This is a genomic window from Varibaculum sp. GTC20041, from assembly GCF_055387755.1.
On the sequence record NZ_AP041144.1, the window covers coordinates 1,943,902 to 1,960,566 of the forward strand.

26 protein-coding genes are annotated in these 16,665 nt (G+C 53.3%); 1 reads left to right on the forward strand and 25 read right to left on the reverse strand.

Going from position 1 to position 16,665, the window contains the following annotated elements; genetic code table 11:
• The first annotated feature begins 4 nt into the window (after nt 1-4).
• Nucleotides 5-1,630: a glycoside hydrolase family 36 protein gene (locus ACZ5BI_RS08415; protein ID WP_316086152.1), complete on the forward strand. Its 1,626-nt coding sequence runs from the start codon at nt 5-7 to the stop codon at nt 1,628-1,630.
• A 42-nt stretch (nt 1,631-1,672) separates the two neighbouring features.
• Here the strand turns inward: ACZ5BI_RS08415 and truA are convergent, their stop codons facing one another.
• The 25 genes from truA to relB all read right to left on the reverse strand — a co-directional run bounded on the left by truA (nt 1,673) and on the right by relB (nt 16,619).
• A complete protein-coding gene (truA, locus tag ACZ5BI_RS08420; RefSeq protein WP_464896169.1) occupies nt 1,673-2,563 on the reverse strand; it encodes a tRNA pseudouridine(38-40) synthase TruA in 891 nt (296 codons plus the stop codon).
• Nucleotides 2,545-3,303 (reverse strand): ROK family protein, encoded by a 759-nt coding sequence (locus ACZ5BI_RS08425; RefSeq protein WP_464896170.1) that lies wholly within the window; start codon nt 3,301-3,303, stop codon nt 2,545-2,547. Before ACZ5BI_RS08425 ends, truA begins: the two co-directional genes overlap by 19 nt.
• Nucleotides 3,304-3,489: 186 nt before the next feature.
• The gene (gene rplQ, locus ACZ5BI_RS08430) at nt 3,490-4,068 is read right to left on the reverse strand and encodes a 50S ribosomal protein L17 (protein WP_024059740.1); all 579 of its coding nucleotides are present in this window, start codon (nt 4,066-4,068) and stop codon (nt 3,490-3,492) included.
• A 57-nt stretch (nt 4,069-4,125) separates the two neighbouring features.
• Nucleotides 4,126-5,127 carry a DNA-directed RNA polymerase subunit alpha gene (locus ACZ5BI_RS08435; protein ID WP_024059741.1) on the reverse strand — a complete coding sequence of 334 codons (1,002 nt, stop codon included), beginning with the start codon at nt 5,125-5,127 and terminating at the stop codon, nt 4,126-4,128.
• Between the two features lie 162 nt (nt 5,128-5,289).
• Nucleotides 5,290-5,688, reverse strand: coding sequence for a 30S ribosomal protein S11 (gene rpsK / locus ACZ5BI_RS08440; RefSeq protein WP_024059742.1), 399 nt, complete (start codon nt 5,686-5,688; stop codon nt 5,290-5,292).
• A gap of 45 nt (nt 5,689-5,733) precedes the next feature.
• On the reverse strand, nt 5,734-6,111 hold the full coding sequence (gene rpsM / locus ACZ5BI_RS08445; RefSeq protein WP_024059743.1) for a 30S ribosomal protein S13: 378 nt from the start codon (nt 6,109-6,111) through the stop codon (nt 5,734-5,736).
• Between the two features lie 128 nt (nt 6,112-6,239).
• Nucleotides 6,240-6,353, reverse strand: a complete 114-nt coding sequence (gene rpmJ, locus ACZ5BI_RS08450; protein WP_024059744.1) for a 50S ribosomal protein L36 — start codon at nt 6,351-6,353, stop codon at nt 6,240-6,242.
• Between the two features lie 43 nt (nt 6,354-6,396).
• Complete coding sequence (gene infA / locus ACZ5BI_RS08455; RefSeq protein WP_022864716.1) at nt 6,397-6,618, reverse strand: translation initiation factor IF-1; 222 nt, start codon at nt 6,616-6,618, stop codon at nt 6,397-6,399.
• 234 nt (nt 6,619-6,852) lie between these two features.
• On the reverse strand, nt 6,853-7,395 hold the full coding sequence (locus ACZ5BI_RS08460; protein ID WP_316085876.1) for a type II toxin-antitoxin system PemK/MazF family toxin: 543 nt from the start codon (nt 7,393-7,395) through the stop codon (nt 6,853-6,855).
• Nucleotides 7,396-7,524: 129 nt separating this feature from the next.
• Nucleotides 7,525-8,418, reverse strand: a complete 894-nt coding sequence (gene map, locus ACZ5BI_RS08465; protein ID WP_316085874.1) for a type I methionyl aminopeptidase — start codon at nt 8,416-8,418, stop codon at nt 7,525-7,527.
• Nucleotides 8,419-8,452: 34 nt separating this feature from the next.
• On the reverse strand, nt 8,453-9,019 hold the full coding sequence (locus ACZ5BI_RS08470) for an adenylate kinase (protein WP_316085873.1): 567 nt from the start codon (nt 9,017-9,019) through the stop codon (nt 8,453-8,455).
• Nucleotides 9,016-10,308, reverse strand: a complete 1,293-nt coding sequence (secY, locus tag ACZ5BI_RS08475) for a preprotein translocase subunit SecY (protein WP_316085872.1) — start codon at nt 10,306-10,308, stop codon at nt 9,016-9,018. The genes ACZ5BI_RS08470 and secY overlap by 4 nt, the downstream gene beginning before the upstream one ends.
• Nucleotides 10,309-10,582: 274 nt before the next feature.
• A complete protein-coding gene (locus tag ACZ5BI_RS08480) occupies nt 10,583-11,239 on the reverse strand; it encodes a hypothetical protein (RefSeq protein WP_464896171.1) in 657 nt (218 codons plus the stop codon).
• A 258-nt stretch (nt 11,240-11,497) separates the two neighbouring features.
• A complete protein-coding gene (gene rplO / locus ACZ5BI_RS08485; protein ID WP_278606232.1) occupies nt 11,498-11,995 on the reverse strand; it encodes a 50S ribosomal protein L15 in 498 nt (165 codons plus the stop codon).
• A complete protein-coding gene (gene rpmD, locus ACZ5BI_RS08490; protein ID WP_022864709.1) occupies nt 11,995-12,177 on the reverse strand; it encodes a 50S ribosomal protein L30 in 183 nt (60 codons plus the stop codon). Before rpmD ends, rplO begins: the two co-directional genes overlap by 1 nt.
• Nucleotides 12,177-12,866 (reverse strand): 30S ribosomal protein S5, encoded by a 690-nt coding sequence (gene rpsE, locus ACZ5BI_RS08495; protein WP_278609300.1) that lies wholly within the window; start codon nt 12,864-12,866, stop codon nt 12,177-12,179. Before rpsE ends, rpmD begins: the two co-directional genes overlap by 1 nt.
• A gap of 15 nt (nt 12,867-12,881) precedes the next feature.
• Nucleotides 12,882-13,253 carry a 50S ribosomal protein L18 gene (gene rplR, locus ACZ5BI_RS08500; RefSeq protein WP_024059751.1) on the reverse strand — a complete coding sequence of 124 codons (372 nt, stop codon included), beginning with the start codon at nt 13,251-13,253 and terminating at the stop codon, nt 12,882-12,884.
• Nucleotides 13,254-13,790: a 50S ribosomal protein L6 gene (gene rplF, locus ACZ5BI_RS08505; RefSeq protein ID WP_278611999.1), complete on the reverse strand. Its 537-nt coding sequence runs from the start codon at nt 13,788-13,790 to the stop codon at nt 13,254-13,256. It abuts the gene before it with no gap.
• A 12-nt stretch (nt 13,791-13,802) separates the two neighbouring features.
• The gene (gene rpsH, locus ACZ5BI_RS08510) at nt 13,803-14,201 is read right to left on the reverse strand and encodes a 30S ribosomal protein S8 (RefSeq protein WP_024059753.1); all 399 of its coding nucleotides are present in this window, start codon (nt 14,199-14,201) and stop codon (nt 13,803-13,805) included.
• 59 nt (nt 14,202-14,260) lie between these two features.
• Complete coding sequence (locus tag ACZ5BI_RS08515) at nt 14,261-14,446, reverse strand: type Z 30S ribosomal protein S14 (protein ID WP_022864704.1); 186 nt, start codon at nt 14,444-14,446, stop codon at nt 14,261-14,263.
• Nucleotides 14,446-14,994, reverse strand: coding sequence for a 50S ribosomal protein L5 (rplE, locus tag ACZ5BI_RS08520; protein WP_425304310.1), 549 nt, complete (start codon nt 14,992-14,994; stop codon nt 14,446-14,448). Before rplE ends, ACZ5BI_RS08515 begins: the two co-directional genes overlap by 1 nt.
• A 17-nt stretch (nt 14,995-15,011) precedes the next feature.
• Nucleotides 15,012-15,431: a 50S ribosomal protein L24 gene (gene rplX / locus ACZ5BI_RS08525; protein WP_022864702.1), complete on the reverse strand. Its 420-nt coding sequence runs from the start codon at nt 15,429-15,431 to the stop codon at nt 15,012-15,014.
• A complete protein-coding gene (gene rplN, locus ACZ5BI_RS08530; protein WP_122820090.1) occupies nt 15,432-15,800 on the reverse strand; it encodes a 50S ribosomal protein L14 in 369 nt (122 codons plus the stop codon).
• Nucleotides 15,801-16,159: 359 nt separating this feature from the next.
• Nucleotides 16,160-16,426 (reverse strand): type II toxin-antitoxin system RelE family toxin, encoded by a 267-nt coding sequence (locus ACZ5BI_RS08535; RefSeq protein ID WP_278619239.1) that lies wholly within the window; start codon nt 16,424-16,426, stop codon nt 16,160-16,162.
• Nucleotides 16,410-16,619, reverse strand: coding sequence for a type II toxin-antitoxin system RelB family antitoxin (gene relB / locus ACZ5BI_RS08540; protein WP_238128093.1), 210 nt, complete (start codon nt 16,617-16,619; stop codon nt 16,410-16,412). Before relB ends, ACZ5BI_RS08535 begins: the two co-directional genes overlap by 17 nt.
• Between the last annotated feature and the right edge of the window lie 46 nt (nt 16,620-16,665).

Here is a 16,665-nt window from a genome sequence, read left to right on the forward strand (position 1 = left end):
GATCATGAAGATAAAATACCAGCACGGAAAGTTTATTTTTCCGGAAGAGATTTCTAGATTAGCTGTAAATATCTCTTGCAGACAAGTTGATGATGAGAGTACTCAACATCCTCCTACCGGCAGAGGTGCCTCAGTAACCTGCTCTGAAATTCAGGTATCCTATTCTGACCTCAAAAATGTTGAATTTTATCGACATGGCTGGAATTCTTGGTCCCCGACCTCGTGGTGGTCGGTTGATAAACCTCCTTACCGGGTTTGGAACAATCCCCCGCGTTCTCTAACAGCCGAGGACGCGTATTCCGATGATCCCAAAGTTCATCAGTCGTATCTATTAACTGCAATCAAGGTAGATCCGGAAAAGGATCTCATCATGCTTATCGGATCCTTAGGAGGGGAATCTGGATATTTTGAGATTGGAGAACATCTATTAACCGCAAGAAAGTTACCAGATAAAACCGGTTATTCTGCGCATCCTGCCCCATCAAAATGCGATAAAGATAGCTACGCCTCGTGGTGGGTTGGGATTGGTACAGAACTGAGTGTTTTTCAGGCCTATGCCGCTGCCCTTAGAAAATCTCTAGGTAGTAAAGACAAACGACTCAACCGTTACCCAGGGACTATTTGGTCGTCTTGGTATTCCTGGTTTGAAGAGATCAGCGAAGAAACTATTGAAGCCGAAATCATTCCAGCTGGACGCAGCGGATATCAGGTACTTGAAATAGATGACGGGTGGGAGAAAGGGATAGGAGATTGGCAACCTAACGCAAAATTTCCCTCCGGCTTAGAGGCTTTGGCAAATAAGATAAAAAATAACGCCATGACCCCCGGAATCTGGGTTTCACCTTTTATTGCGGCAGGCAATAGCACAATTGTACAAGAGCACCCAGAATACTTCATTCACAATTTTTCCGGAAATTTGGAACCTGCTGGCTACAACTGGGGAGATTACTACTACGGATTAGACTGCACCCACCCGGGAGCAAAATCTTGGCTCAAAGAAATCCTTACAACTATTTATGGGTGGGGATTCAGGTATTTCAAACTGGATTTTCTCAACGCCGCCGCAATAGTCGGTCGGCGTTATCGAACAGTTTCAAGGGAATGCGCCTATCAAGAAGGACTGAAAACAATACGTGAAGCACTCCCAGATGCGTACCTAATGGCCTCAGGCGCACTGATCGGACCGTCTTTAGGACTAGTCGACGGAATGCGGGTTGGACCTGATACCGCTCCTTATTGGGATAACACTGAACGCAAACGTGACCCCTCCGGTCCTGCTGTCCGCAATGCGGCTTTAAACTCGCTGTCTCGCTATTGGTTGAAACCCCTGGTAGCGCTAGATCCGGATGTGGCTTTTACCCGTTCGCGTGGTTCACTACTAAGCCCCGAAGTTAATGAGCTTACGCAGAATCTAGCAAGAGTATGCGGTAGTTTTAGCTGTTCTGATCCATACACTTGGCTAACTGATTACGAAAAGAAGCAGGTAAGAGAAATTTGCACGGAATTTGGGATGCCGCCCTCAGTCAAACAGATATCTCGCTTCAAATTCCGTAGCGGTAATGAAGTGGTTGATTTTGCCCCCTGGCTCTACCCAACAGAGCGAATTTCCGATCGTATTTTAGCGAAATAAGGGCAGCTGCCTTTAGCTTGGTACCTTCCGGCTTGGGGTAACTTACGAGGGCGAGTTTTCGGGCAGGGTGCGCACTACTTTAGCCTTTTGGGCTTGCAAGGCGTACTGGTCGGCAGGTGGGTAAGCCACCTCCCAAAGGGTTAGACCCCGCCCATCGGCAAGTGGAACCCGCTGGTCACGTACTCCGGCAGCCAGCAGCTCCCCTATCCAGTTAGGTTCGTATTTACCCCGCCCAATCTCGATTAAGGCCCCCATCATGAACCTGACTTGGGAGTGACAAAACGCGTCCGCCCGGATCATAGCCTGCACGATTCCATCGTGGGGACGAGAAATATTAAAGGAATGAAGCGTGCGGACTGTAGTGGCACCTTCGCGAGGTTTCGCAAAAGGTAGAAAATCATGCTCGCCACATAATGCCTGCGCTGCCACCTGCATCTTCTCCTCCTCCAGGGGCGAGGACGTGCGGGCGATATCCAAGCGGCAAGGATCTTGGGCACGGGGATCATCACAAATCAGATAGCGGTAGGTGCGAGAAAGCGCCGAAAAACGGGCATCGAAATCCTTAGGTACCACCCTGACCTGCTTTATTGCCAAAGCACCGTTCAAACCGCGTCCCGCGAGGCCTTCTAGACGAGCCCGGAGCCGTTCCCCGCGCAGTTCGTCGCTCTCCTCGCGCCCTCTGGATAGGGAAAGCCAAAACTCTTTCGGCACATCCAGGTGGGCTACCTGTCCGCGGGCATGCACCCCCGCATCGGTACGCCCGGCGACGGTAAGGAGTATCGGCTGGCGGGTAATCAGACTCAGCGCTTCTTCCAGGCGTCCTTGGACGGTTAGGAGATCCGGTTGCCGCGCCCACCCGTGAAAAGGCGCGCCGCGATAGGCCAGGTCTAAGCGTAAACGAATCGAACCGTCCATTAGGTGGTCAGCCCCCAAGCCCGCACCCCGCCGCGAATACCGGCATCATTAGGTACGATCACCACTTCTTCTCCTAAAGTTTTACGCACCGATTCCACAATATGGGAAGAGTTTCCCCCACCGAGGTAAAGCCGATCCCACATAATTGCATCGCGTAGCACCCCGACAACGCGGCGAACCCGGCGTGACCAGTGAGCATCCCCCATGCGCAGACGTTCCGGCTCCCCTACATAGTCATCAAAGAGGAGACCCCAGCGGGCAACCATATGGGAAAGTTCCATATGGGGAGCCAACCGTCCCCCATCCCAAATCGAATTTCCTAGCCCAGTTCCCAAGGTAATAATCATCTCCATACCGGTACCAGAGATTACCCCGGCTCCTGCCACTTCCGCATCGTTTAACACCAGCGAAGGCAGCGAAGTTTCTTCTTCCAACGCACCTGCCAGGTCAAAGTTTTCCCACGCCTGTACCATTTCCGGTAATACTCGGGTGCGCGGGCCGGACCGGCATACATAATGCGGGGTGGAAATGACTATTCCATGGCGAATCATGCCCGGCATCCCCACGGTGATCCGATCGGTTACTGCTTTAAAGTCCGCGCGGAAATCCTCTACAATCTCGATTAATTTTTCCGGAGGCAACGGGTAAGGGGTGGGAACTCGCAAAGAGGGCGCCACCATGGTGCCGCGTTTATCTAGCACCGAGGCTTTAATCCCGCCTCCGCCGCAATCAACAGACAAGGTCAGCGGGGTTCTCATCTCTTTTCCCATGTTCTTAGCTTACCCGTAGATTCAGCCTGGCCGGTCTGGCCGACCGCTAATAACAAATACCTGCTGTAAAATTCTGGTACTAAAAAAGCGGGCAGTTGGCATAGGTAATGCCAACTGCCCGCATCAAGTTATCACAACTTACCACGTCAGCTAGTGACGGATAAGTGCAAAGAACTATTCTTCAGAATCTGCCGCTTCGTCCGCGTCTTCAGCTTTTTCAGCTTCCGCGTTCTCTTCGCTGGCGTCCGAAGTTTCGACTGCCTCTTCCGAAGCGGTTTCTTCGGCCTTTTCAGCCTCTTTGGATTCTTCCGGCTGTTCAGGCTTATCAGCTTCGTCCTTGGTCGGCTGCACTTTGGCTTTCGACTCTACCTTTTCGGTGACCAAAGAAATCTCGGCCATAGGCGCATTATCGCCCCGACGAGCAGGCAGTTTTACAATCCGGGTGTACCCGCCCTGACGGTTGGGATCCAAATCCGGAACTACTTCATCAAACAGGGTATATACCGCATCGAATCCGCGGGTGTACTTATCTACCTGGGTGCTCAGTTTGCGGGCAACCATACGGCGATTGTGGATATCACCCTTCTTCGCCTTGGTGATCAGCTTTTCAATGTAGGGCTGTAGGCGGCGAGCCTTCGCTTCAGTAGTGCGGATCGAACGGTGTTCGATCAGCGATTTCGCCAGATTCGCCAAGATTTTACGCTCATGTGCCGGGCCGGCTCCTAGCCGCGGACCTTTAGATGGCTTAGGCATGTTTCTTCCTTTACTTTCCTAAAAAACTTTATTGTTTCAGCGCCGAGAAAACCCGACTTAGTCGTCAGAGAACTGCAACGAACTGGAGTTGGTCAGATCATCTAGATTGACCGAGGAGGGCAGCGGAGAATCCTTCAGCGCCATCCCCATTTCCGCCAGCTTCGCTTTAATCTCTTCGATTGACTTAGCGCCGAAATTCCGGATATCCAAAAGATCGGCCTCGGAGCGAGCAACCAGTTGCCCCACCGTGTTGATTCCTTCCCGCGTCAAAGCGTTGTAGGAACGAGACTGTAGATTCAGGTCATCAATAGACAGGGCCAGATCTTGAGCCAGCGCCTGATCCGTTTGCGGAGCGCCAATCTCAATTCCCTCAGCCTCAATATTGAGTTCCTGACACAAACCGAACAGCTCTACCAAGGTTTTGCCCGCCGAAGCCAGCGCATCCCGGGGAGCTAGTCCCGGCTTGGTTTCCACATCCACAATCAAACGGTCAAAGTCCGTGCGCTGCTCTACACGAGTAGCCTCTACCTTGTAGCGGACTTTAACTACCGGAGAATAGATGGAGTCGATGGGAATCCGAGAAATCTCGTGCCCATCAGACTTGTTCTGATCAGCAGAAACGTAGCCGCGACCGCGTTCTACCGTCAGCTCAATTTCTAGCTTTCCAGAATCGTTCAAAGTGGCCAGATACAAATCCGGGTTGTGGATCTCTACGCCTGCCGGAGGGGTAATGTCCCCAGCGGTAACCTGCCCAGCACCTGCTTTACGCAGATACATAACTACCGGTTCGTCATTCTCCGAAGAAAGCACAATCTGTTTAATGTTCAGAATGATCTCGGAGACGTCCTCCATTACTCCCGGAATAGTGCGGAACTCATGCGGCACCCCCTCGATACGGATCGAGGTGACTGCGGCTCCCGGAATGGAGGAAAGTAGGGTACGCCGCAAACTGTTACCTAGAGTGTGTCCAAATCCGGGTTCTAGGGGTTCAAGAGTGAAGCGGGAACGCTGATCGTTAACCGCTTGTTCTGATAGCACGGGTCGCTGTGAAATAAGCAACGTGTTGTCCTTTCTGTCGCCCAGCCCGCCATATGACTGGAACGGACGTCCTGACCAAAGGTCAGCCTTAGAGACAAGACTGCGAAATCTCCCAAATGACGGCCTGGAGACTCACAGAAGTGTTTTACTATCTTCTTTTTTCTACTTCAGTTAGGACGCGCGTTATACGCGACGGCGCTTGGGAGGACGGCAGCCATTGTGGGCATGCGGGGTAACGTCCTGAATGGAACCGACCTCGAGGCCGGTAGCTTGCAGGGAACGAATAGCGGTCTCGCGACCCGACCCCGGTCCTTTCACGAACACGTCAACTTTCTTCATACCGTGTTCTTGAGCCCGCCGAGCAGCAGCTTCAGCAGCCATCTGCGCAGCGAAAGGAGTGGATTTACGGGATCCTTTAAAGCCCATCTGGCCAGCAGACGACCAGGAAATAACGGCTCCGGACGGATCGGTAATCGAAACGATAGTGTTATTGAATGTGGACTTAATGAACGCTTTTCCCTGAACAACGTTCTTACGCGCAGCCCGACGCGGCTTACGGCTCTTAATAGAACTAGCAGCCATATCTTCCTTCTTTTCTCAGATCCAGCAGGTGGTGCCTGCGCTTACTTATACAGCCTTCTTCTTACCGGCAACCGTGCGCTTAGGTCCCTTGCGGGTACGCGCATTGGTCTTGGTCCGTTGACCGTGCACCGGCAAGTGGAAACGGTGACGCAGACCCTGGTAGGAACCGATCTCAATCTTGCGGCGAATATCGGCTTGGACCTCACGACGAAGGTCACCTTCTACTTTGTAGTTCGATTCAATGAAGTCGCGAACTTTAATCAGATCTTCTTCAGAAATATCTTTTACGCGTACATCCGGGCTAACCCCGGTTTCTTGCAGCGTTTTTTGAGCGCGAGTGCGCCCTACGCCGTAAATGTAAGTAAGTGCCACTTCCAGCCGCTTCTCGCGGGGAAGATCAACACCGGCAATACGTGCTGCCATTAATTTTCTCTCCACATTGTTTCCGGAGGCCGTCGCGCCACCTTCCGTTTTCCCGGCCCAGGCCTCCGGACCTGGGGTCACCTTCCGTATCTGAAAGGTGCTGGTAGCACGCTTATTATTGTTCTCGGCTAGCCTTGACGCTGTTTATGCCGAGGGTTTTCGCAAATCACCATGACAACGCCGTGGCGACGAATCACCTTGCATTTTTCACAGATCTTCTTAACGCTGGGTTGAACCTTCATAACTTCCCTCTAGCTGCGACGAATTTCTTCGCTGTCCGCTACTTTACTTGTATCGATAAACGATTCGGCCGCGCGATAAATCGTAGGGACTGAGCTCTACTACCACACGATCCTCTGGCAAGATCCGGATATAATGCTGACGCATTTTGCCCGAGATGTGCGCTAACACCTTATGACCGTTTTCCAGTTCCACTCGAAAATATGCATTCGGGAGTGCCTCTGCTACGGTACCTTCGACCTCTACAACGCCTTCTTTTTTAGCCATCTATCCTTCACTAACCTTGTTCACATAGGATGACTAGCGGGTATACTATTCCCCTCTAGTCACAAACCCAATAGTCAACTTTACGTTAGTTGCGGGACTAACCTAAAGCTGATACAGGGTTAGATCGGTCACGCCTTTACCTTTTCTACTGTTATCAGCGTGTCGCAGGTTGCAAATCCTGTCCTTAATAACTAAGTTCCGCGCCCTCTCTAAACGCCCCTTGTCTGCTCCCTACTATTTCAGTCTTTGCTGTTTTCGGATAGCCGCAGCTACCTGGTTAAAGCGTTCGCGATCTAGCCGAGCCCCTTCCCGGCGTACTTCCCGGCGAGGAATCAGCAGCAACCGATCCAAACGGGCTTCAGATTCCCTCCCCTTAGAATCCCAAGCACCAGCGCCGATATCCATCCAGTAACGTCCCCAACGCGCCTCTTGCTCGGCATCTTTATCATGATCTTTACTGGTCAACTGGGATCCAATAACTGCATCTGCTAACGCCGCCATGACTAGCACCGGGCGATCTTTACCGCGCCCATCCTCTTCCTCATAGGGAACCCAACACCAAATCACTTCACCGGGGTCGGCGGCTCCATTCCCGGTATCCGGGTCATAGACGAAGGGAGGAATTTTATCGCCTTTGTTCAGGTAACGTGCCCGCCCAGCCGGACGCACATATTTTTGCTGCTGGCGCCGCCGATTGGGGTGGGAAGTAGCTTGTTCGAGCTGACTGCCCCCGAGCAGCGATATCATCCGGGTTAGTTTGCGGAAGGGAATACGCATGGGCTCGCCTCCTTTTCAAAACCGACTGTATCAGGAACCCAGGGGGTAGCGCGCAGTAAAAGGTATCCCCAAAAGCGGGGCAAAAGGATTTTCGAGGGCGAGCGTGGCGGAGATATTTCCGGTAACGATCTATAGTTTGACCGGTTTTATTCCGAAGGGTGCCAAAGCTGCCTCGCCAAAATCCGGCTGGTTGAGGACGCAGATCCCGTCCGGTAACACTGCCACTTGCGCTTCCCAATGACAGGCGAGGGAGTGATCTACGGTTTTCACCGTCCATTCATCGGCCAAAGTGGTAACCCGATTAGATCCGCGCGTCAAAATCGGCTCCACGCACAGCACCATTCCCGGTTTAATCGCCGCTGACCTGCCGGCCGCCCGGAAGTTAAAAACATCTGGCGCCTGGTGCATGGCAGTGCCGATTCCATGACCGGTGAACTCTTCTACGATTCCCGCCGTCCAGCCAAAGCGTTCCTTGAAAGTGTCCACCGCGTCCTCGATCGCGGCGCCAATATCATTCACGCGGGCTCGCTTGCCAGCTATAGCGGCCACGCCTGCCCAGGTACTGTAGCGAGTTATCTCTAAGAGTTGTTCTTTTTCTGAGGACGTGGGGTAGGCGTGTGCGGAAATCGAAGGATCCGGCTTGGGCGCTGGTTCTTCTCCGATAATCACCGAGAACGCCGAGTCTCCGTGCCACTGTTTCCCGTCTCGCTCCAGATAGCAGCCACAATCGAAACTAACTAAGTCTCCGACCTCAAAGGGAACGTCACCGGGAATCCCATGAACTACGGTATCGTTGACCGAGATGCAGATGGTGGCAGGGTAATCAAAATATCCCAGGAAGTTGGAATGAGCGCCTCCATCGGCGATTACCTGCGCCGATATTTCATCTATTTGCCGGGGCGTGACCCCGGCTCGCGCATTCTCCCAGACGGCCTCATGAATCTGATTAACGATGAGGGCGGCCTGGCGCATATAACCCAATTGGGTCCGGTTCTTTAGTTCGATGCCTCGCCCAAATAGCATGGCTACCTATCTTCTTCCCGATGCGGTTAACTGATTACTGCAGCTGGGCCGCAATATTTTCCCAAACCTGTTCGATAGAGCCGTTACCGTCAATATTAATTAGCAGGCCGGCCTCGCGATAGTAGCGCACTAGCGGCTCGGTCTGGTCGTGGTAAACCTGCAGGCGGCGACGAATCACCGGTTCGGTATCATCGGAGCGGTGCTCAATCTCGGCGCGCTTTAGTAGCCTGCCCACCACGTCCTCTAAATCAACATCCAGGTTGATAACCGCATCCAGCTGGGTTCCCATATCTTTGAGCACCTGATCCAGGAAATGTGCCTGCTCCAGGTTGCGGGGGTAGCCGTCAGCCAAGAAACCGCCGCGGTAACGATCAGTTTTGAGTTCCGCTTCTACCAGGGCGCTAATCACCGAATCTGGAACTAGCTCTCCCCGGTTGATTAGTTCTTTCGCTTTATTACCGAGCTCGGTGCCTGCTTGCATTTGCGCGCGCAGCATCGCGCCGGTTGAAAAAGTCGGAATATCCAGCAGATCGCAGATCTGGTGCGCCTGGGTGCCCTTTCCAGCACCAGGGGCGCCCAGAATCACCAGGCGTTTTTTCATTTCAGGAATCCTTCATAGTGGTGTTGCTGAAGCTGAGCGTCAATCTGCTGTACGGTTTGCAGACCTACACCCACCATAATCAGCAGGGTAGTCCCTCCGAATGGCATCTGCGTAACCTTAAGCGGAATCAACGCCACGATCGGCACCATGGCTACCACTACTAGGTAGATCGCGCCCGCACTGGTGATCCGACTAATCACGTAGTGCAGATAGTCGGCGGTGGGAGCCCCAGCCCGAATACCGGGGATAAATCCGCCGTACTTCTTCATATTGTCGGCGATTTCCTCCGGGTTGAAGGTGATTTGAGTGTAGAAGAAAGCGAAGCCTAACACTAGCAGCGCGTAGCAAATCAGATACAGCAGGGAGTCATGTTGGAAGTTATCGTTTATCCATTTGACCCAGCCGGCGGTAGGTTTACCGAAGCGGGAAATCATTTGCGGCATGGCTAGTAGCGAGGCTGCAAAAATCACCGGGATAACCCCGGACATATTGATTTTCATGGGGATATAGGTGGTAGAGCCACCCACCATGCGCCTGCCTACCATCCGTTTGGCGTACTGTACCGGGATACGCCGTTGGGCTTGTTCCACGAATACGATCGCCAGGGTGATCAATGCAACCAAAGCAATGATTACCAGGACTTTCCAGACTCCGCCGGAAGCCCCGATCGATTGCAGATGGGCGGGCATGTTCGCCACGATCCCGGTGAAGATCAGCAGGGACATGCCGTTACCGATACCGTTTTCGGTGATTAGCTCGGCCAGCCACATGATTAGGCCGGTGCCAGCGGTCATGGTGACCATCATGATCAAGTAGTTGAGCGCTGACTGGTCGGGGATAATCGGTTTACTGGGGGCGCAGCCTTGCAGCAGTTGCCCTGAACGCGCCATATAAATAATGGTCACTGACTGCAATACCCCGAGCCCGATGGTCAGGTAGCGGGTGTATTGGGTCATTTTAGCTTTTCCGGCTTGCCCTTCGCGGTGCAGGTCTTCGAAACGAGGAATCACTACCCGCATCAGCTGGATAATAATCGAGGCCGTAATGTAAGGCATGATCCCCATGGCGAACACTGACAGGGACAGCAGGGCTCCCCCGGAGAACAGGTTCACCAAGTCGAGCAGACCATTCTGTTCATTATTCTTTAGGCAGGCCTGTAGGTTCGGATAGTTAACCCCCGGTGAGGGGATATGGGATCCGACCCGATATAGCGCCATAATCGCCAAGGTGAACAGGAGCTTTTTCCTGAGATCGGGCGTTTTGAACGCCTGTACGAATACGCTTAGCAAGCTGCCTCCAGCAATCTCTGTTGTTTACGGCAAAAAAGATAATTCTTTAACCCTTAAAAGCCTACACAATTTAGCTTCGCAATAGCACATGCAGATACTTTTTGGGGTAATGTTCACGCGGGTTCAGCGATTTTTGTCTTCTCCCCTGGTTCCGAGGACGTGCCTCCGCTCGTCAAGGTGAAGCGCCCTACGCACCTGTGCACCAGACGCGGCTTACCTTTGGGGCGCGCGGCAGCTTAAGTGCGCCTTGGGGTTCGCGCGCAAAGAGCCCGGCCTACAGGCAGCGGCCGGATCCGCTGTGGAAGCTGATGTGTACGTGATCGAAGTGGTTAGCGGTAATCGAACCGCGATTTTCCATACCTTTCCAGCTGCGCCCGGGCATCCAGATTTTTTGTTTCCAGATCACGTATTTAATGTTTAGATCTCCGCTATTGGCGATTGCCCAATTGGCGATGGAATCTCCTAGTCCACTGGATACCGGCACCATTACGTCCAAAGCTAGGCCTTTACCGTGATCGCGCGGATCTCCGGGACGCAAGCCGCCAATATTAGTTACCCCGAAACGCTGAGTAATCATAGTGCGTACCTGACGCGGCCAGGGCTGCACCCCGCTATCCCCGCTGGGAGGGGCACAATTGGGAGTTTCGGCGGTCGGAAGCGGAGAAGCATCTTCGCTCTTCGCGGAGGTCGAGGAGGTAGCAGCGGGGGAAGCACCTGCAGAGAAGGCGCTTACCTTAGTGGTAGTTACTTTTACCTGTTCATCAACTGATACTGCCTGGTTGTAAAGATTTTCCTGCAGCATATTATTAGCTAACTGGGAAACGTTAACTGTAGGTGCGTTTGCTGCTACTGAGGGATGTACAGAATCTGCAGCTACTAAACCAAATGCTGCCATAACCACGATTGGTGCCATCAACCAGGTTTTTCTCACGATATCTCCTGAGCTTTGGGGACGGATGTCACCGGAAAGACATCCACATATAACGTTTTTGTAACAAATCCATTATGAGTATAGCGGCTTGCCGACATTTAATGTCAAACCTGGTGACCTAATCCACTTAAAACTAGAGTTACCTGCAAGATTGTGGTGGCTATAAATGTAAAAGTCTCGGGCGGGGAGATTTCCTCCCCGCCCGAGACTTTCTAGCTATCTAGATTTTTCAGCTGCAGCCAGGCTGCTGGGTGCAAACTAGTCTTGCTCCCGCTTGCTCAGCGAACCGCCGGCAGCTTCAATCTTTTCTTTAGCAGCAGCAGACCAAGCGTCTACGATCAGTTCCAGTTTCACCGAGATTTCCCCAGTACCTAGAACTTTCACCAAAGAGTTCTTGCGAACTGCTCCCTTGGAAACTAGATCATCAACCGTGACCGTTCCCCCTTCGGGGAACAGTTCTTGCAGGCGATCCAGGTTCACTACCTGATAGACAGTAGCGAAGGGGTTCTTGAATCCGCGCAGCTTCGGCAGACGCATATGCAAAGGCATCTGGCCACCCTCGAAACGAGGATGAACATTCTTGCGAGCGCCGGTACCTTTAGTACCGCGACCGGAGGTCTTACCTTGCGATCCTTCACCACGACCCACGCGTTTACGGCGCTTATTGGAGCCGGGAGCCGGACGCAGATCATGCAAGCGGATTACGTCCTCTTTAGCAGTGTCTTCTGCTTCGGTTACCTTAGTATCTTCAGCCATTAACCAATCTCCTCTACCTGCACCAGGTGGGAAACCTTGCGGATCTGCCCGCGAATAGCCGGGTTATCCTGGTGTTCCACACTCTGGTGAATCTTGCGCAGACCCAGCGACTGCATAACGCGGCGCTGATTCTGGTTGGTATTAACCAGGCCTTTAACCTGGGTGATCTTGAGCTTACTCATCAGGCATTCACCTCTTCAGCGACACCAGCGGCGGCTTTCTCCGCTTCGTCTTTCTTCGCTTTCTCGGCTTTTTCTGCCCGTGCCTCGGCTTGAGCCCGCAGCATTGCTTCCGGAACTACCCGCTCAACGGGCAGTCCGCGGCGCGCCGCGACCTCTTCCGGACGCTGCAGCATCTTCAGAGCAGCTATCGTGGCCTGCACGATATTCAAAGCGTTGGCGCTACCCAAAGATTTGGTTAGCACGTCATGAATACCTGCACATTCCATAACTGCACGCACCGGGCCACCGGCGATTACCCCGGTACCGGGAGAAGCCGGACGCAAAAGTACCACACCGGCAGCTTCTTCACCCTGCACCAAGTGGGTGATAGTCCGCCCAATCATCGGTACCTGGAAGAAGTTCTTCTTCGCGTCCTCGACGCCCTTGGAAATAGCCTGGGGAACCTCTTTAGCCTTGCCGTATCCGACACCGACCATACCTTCGCCGTCACCAACTACTACTAGCGCGGTGAAAGCGAAACGACGTCCGCCCTTAACTACTTTAGAAACACGGTTAATGGTAACTACGCGCTCTAAATACTGGTTCTTTTCCTGCTCACGACGATTGTCGCGGCGGCCCTTACGCCCCCGGTCTTCGCGGCCTTTGCCACGGGATTCCCGGGAATCGGCGTTTTTATTTTCTTCAGCCATTATTTTCCCTCTCCTCTACAGCTTGAGACCGCCATCGCGGGCACCTTCAGCCACCGCGGCGACGCGACCATGATATTTGTTGCCGCCGCGATCAAACACGACAGCCGTGATGCCTGCCTCTTGGGCACGCTTCGCGATACGTTCACCTACCAGGCGAGCCGCATCAACTTTCTTCATCTTCTCGCCTCGCTGCTCCGCTTCCAAGGTGGAAGCTGAAACCAAGGTGTGCCCCAAGTCGTCATTGACAACCTGGGCAACCATGTGGCGGTTAGACCGAGTAACCACCAGACGAGGGCGCTGCGCCGTACCATATACGCGTTTACGAACCCGAATATGGCGGCGTTTGCGAGCGACGAATTTGCCTTTACCTTTAGGGGTATACGACATTTACTTACCCGCCTTTCCGGCCTTGCGACGAATGAATTCGCCCTTGTAACGAATACCTTTGCCCTTATAGGGTTCCGGAGGACGAATCTTGCGGATCTTCGCGGCGGTTTCGCCCACTAGCTCCTTGCTAATGCCAGAGATAGTGAAGGATAGCGCGCTATTAACCTTGAATTCGATACCTTCGGGAGCTTTGAACGGTACCGGGTGCGAGAAGCCGAGCTGCAGCTCAATATCGCTGCCGCGGGTCAACACGCGGTAACCGGTGCCCACGATTTCCATTTCTTTGGAGTAACCGTTGGTTACGCCCTCGATCATATTGGAAATCAGCGAGCGGGTGAGGCCGTGCAAAGAGCGAGCTTCCCGGGATTCTACTTCCCGCTCCACTAGGATTTTGCCGTCCTCTTCCCGAATCTTCAGCGGCCCGGTAAAAGTGCGTTCCAGCTGACCCTTGGGGCCTTTAACTGAAACGTTCAGACCGTCGATCTTTACTTCTACTCCGGAGGGTAGGGAGATCGGGTTCTTGCCAATACGTGACATCCTTATTCCCCCTTACCAGATGTAGGCTAGGACTTCCCCGCCTACACCCTTGTCTTGTGCCTGACGGTCAGTCATCAGACCGGAGGAGGTGGACAAAATCGCCACCCCGAGGCCTCCCATGACCTTGGGCAATTGAGTGGATTTTACGTATTTACGCAGACCCGGTTTGGAAACCCGCTTGCAACCGGTGATTGCCCGTTCGCGCTTGCTTCCATATTTTAGGGTCAAAGTGAGGGTCTTGCCCACGCGGGCATCACTGACTTCACTTTTGGCAATATAGCCTTCGGTTTCGAGAATCTTCGCGATTCCCGCCTTCATTTTCGATGAAGGCATAGACACTTTGTCCAGATGCGCCGCATTGGCGTTACGCAGACGTGTCAGCATGTCTGCGATGGGATCTGTCATAGTCATTTTGGGGTTCTAACCCTTCCTCGCTGCGGTTTCTGTTTCAGACCTGCAACGTAGTAGTTTTACCAACTGCTCTTAGTGACGCCCGGAAGTTCGCCCCGCAGAGCGAGCTCACGTAGGCAGACACGGCAAAGTCCGAACTTGCGATATACCGAATGAGGACGGCCACACCGGTTGCACCGGGTGTAGGCACGCACCTTGAACTTCGGCTTACGCTTCGCTTTATTCTTAAGCGCCGTTTTCGCCATTAACGTTCCTCCTTAAACGGGAAGCCCAGCGCGCGCAGAAGTGCACGGCCTTCTTCATCACTGTTAGCAGTGGTAACCAGGGTAATATCCATGCCCCGTACGCGATCGATCGAGTCCTGATCGATTTCGTGGAACATGGCCTGTTCGGTTAAACCGAAAGTGTAGTTCCCGCGGCCATCGAACTGTTTGGGGCTTAGTCCCCTAAAGTCACGGATACGCGGCAGAGCGGTCGAGATCAGACGGTCTACAAACTCCCACATCCGGTCTCCGCGAATGGTCACATGTGCACCGATCGGCTGGCCGGCACGCAGTTTGAACTGTGCGATTGATTTGCGTGCCTTGGTGACTACCGGTTTTTGGCCGGTAATCGCGGTCAGGTCACGAATCGCACCCTCCATTAGTTTGGAGTCATGCGAGGCTTCGCCGACACCCATATTCACAACCACTTTTTCGAGGCCGGGAATCTGGTTTACGTTCTTGTATCCGAACTCTTTTTCTAAGGAGCTACGGATTTCTTCCTGGTAGCGCACCTTTAGGCGCGGAGCCACAGTTTTTGCTTCAGCCATTAGATGTCCTCCCCGGAACGCTTCGCGTAACGCACCCGAACCGTACGTAGACGGCCGCCACGTTCTGCCTGTTCCTCACGGAACCCAACTCGCGTAGGCTTCTTAGTCTTGGGGTCAACCAGCGCCACGTTGGAAACGTGAATCGGTGCCTCGCGGTATTCGATACCGCCGGTTACCTGTCCCTGCTGGTTTTGCCCCTGGCGAGAGTGGTGGGTACGAATGTTTACGCCCTCGACCAGTACCCGGTCGCTGGAGCGGTATACCTCTAGTACCCGACCTTGCTTGCCCTTGTCCCCCGGTTTGAGGGCGGGCAGGCCTTTTTCGGCGCGACGCTCGTTGCGCTTGGCCAATTTCTTTTCGTCACTGGTGCGGCCAGCAATGACCTCTACCAGATCGCCTTTCTTTATTTTCGCTCCCATTTACAGCACCTCCGGAGCCAGAGAGATAATGCGCATGAACTTCTTGTCACGCAGTTCCCGGCCGATGGGGCCGAAGATACGCGTGCCACGCGGTTCTCCACTAGGCTGCAAAATAACTGCGGCGTTTTCATCAAAGCGGATGTAGGAACCATCCTGGCGGCGACGCTCTTTACGAGTGCGCACGATTACCGCTTTAACAACTTCGCCTTTCTTGACATTGCCGCCGGGAATAGCGTCTTTTACAGTGGCAACAATGGTGTCACCGATACCTGCAAAACGCCGCCCGGAGCCGCCCAACACGCGAATGCAAAGCAGTTCCTTTGCGCCCGTGTTGTCGGCGACCTTCAGTCGCGACTCTTGTTGAATCATCGTGTTCTCCTAAAACTGGGCACAATGCACCCCTTAGGTTGTTTCTTCCTGTTGCCCGGCGAGGCCGGCTCCCCAGTTGGCCACGAAAGTGGCAGACTCAAAATGCTCTGCTTTTGCAGGTCACCAGGTCTCTGCCGTGACTTTCCAGGGCGGAACGCAACCCCTTCAGCTTAGTGCAAAGATGCAGGCAAATGAAAGTTCGTGCCCCTATTTGTGCTGTAAGTTTCCTCACCTGCCCGGGCGGCGTCCCTCCCTTTTCTTAAAAAATACCGCAGGGACGGGGGTCTCGCGTTTGCTCACAGCCCCTCGCAATACAACGACACTCGGGGCTTTTGCGGTTGCGCTACCTTGGGTTTCTCTTAGAGCTGGTAAATATTTCGGCGGTGCCCAAGATCGATCGCGTATATAGTTAGCTGCTTACTGCGAATATCGCAGATAACGCGATAATCTCCTACCCGATAGCGCCATAATCCTTGGAGGTTTCCCGTTAGCGCTTTGCCTCGACTGCGGGGGTTTTGTAACTGCGCGATTTCCTCTAAGGCACGCACTATATCTCGCGCAGGCTTACGGTCTAATTTCTTGAGGGTTTTCCGAGCCCGGGCGCTGAGCTCAATCTTCCAGGCCAAGTTCCGCCTTCACTTCCTCAAGGGAGTAAGTTTTCGCTTTACCAGCGCGAATTTCTTCGACTTCGTTTAGTAAGGTGTACTCATAGAGCAACTGGTCAATGGAGGATTCAATAGCCTCACGAAGATAATACGACTTTGAGCGTCCAGTTAGGCGCGATAACTTATCAAGCTTTTCTGCAGTCGTATCGCTCATGCGAACCGAAGTAGCGACCATTATTACCCCCCTCCTTCCGCCAGCA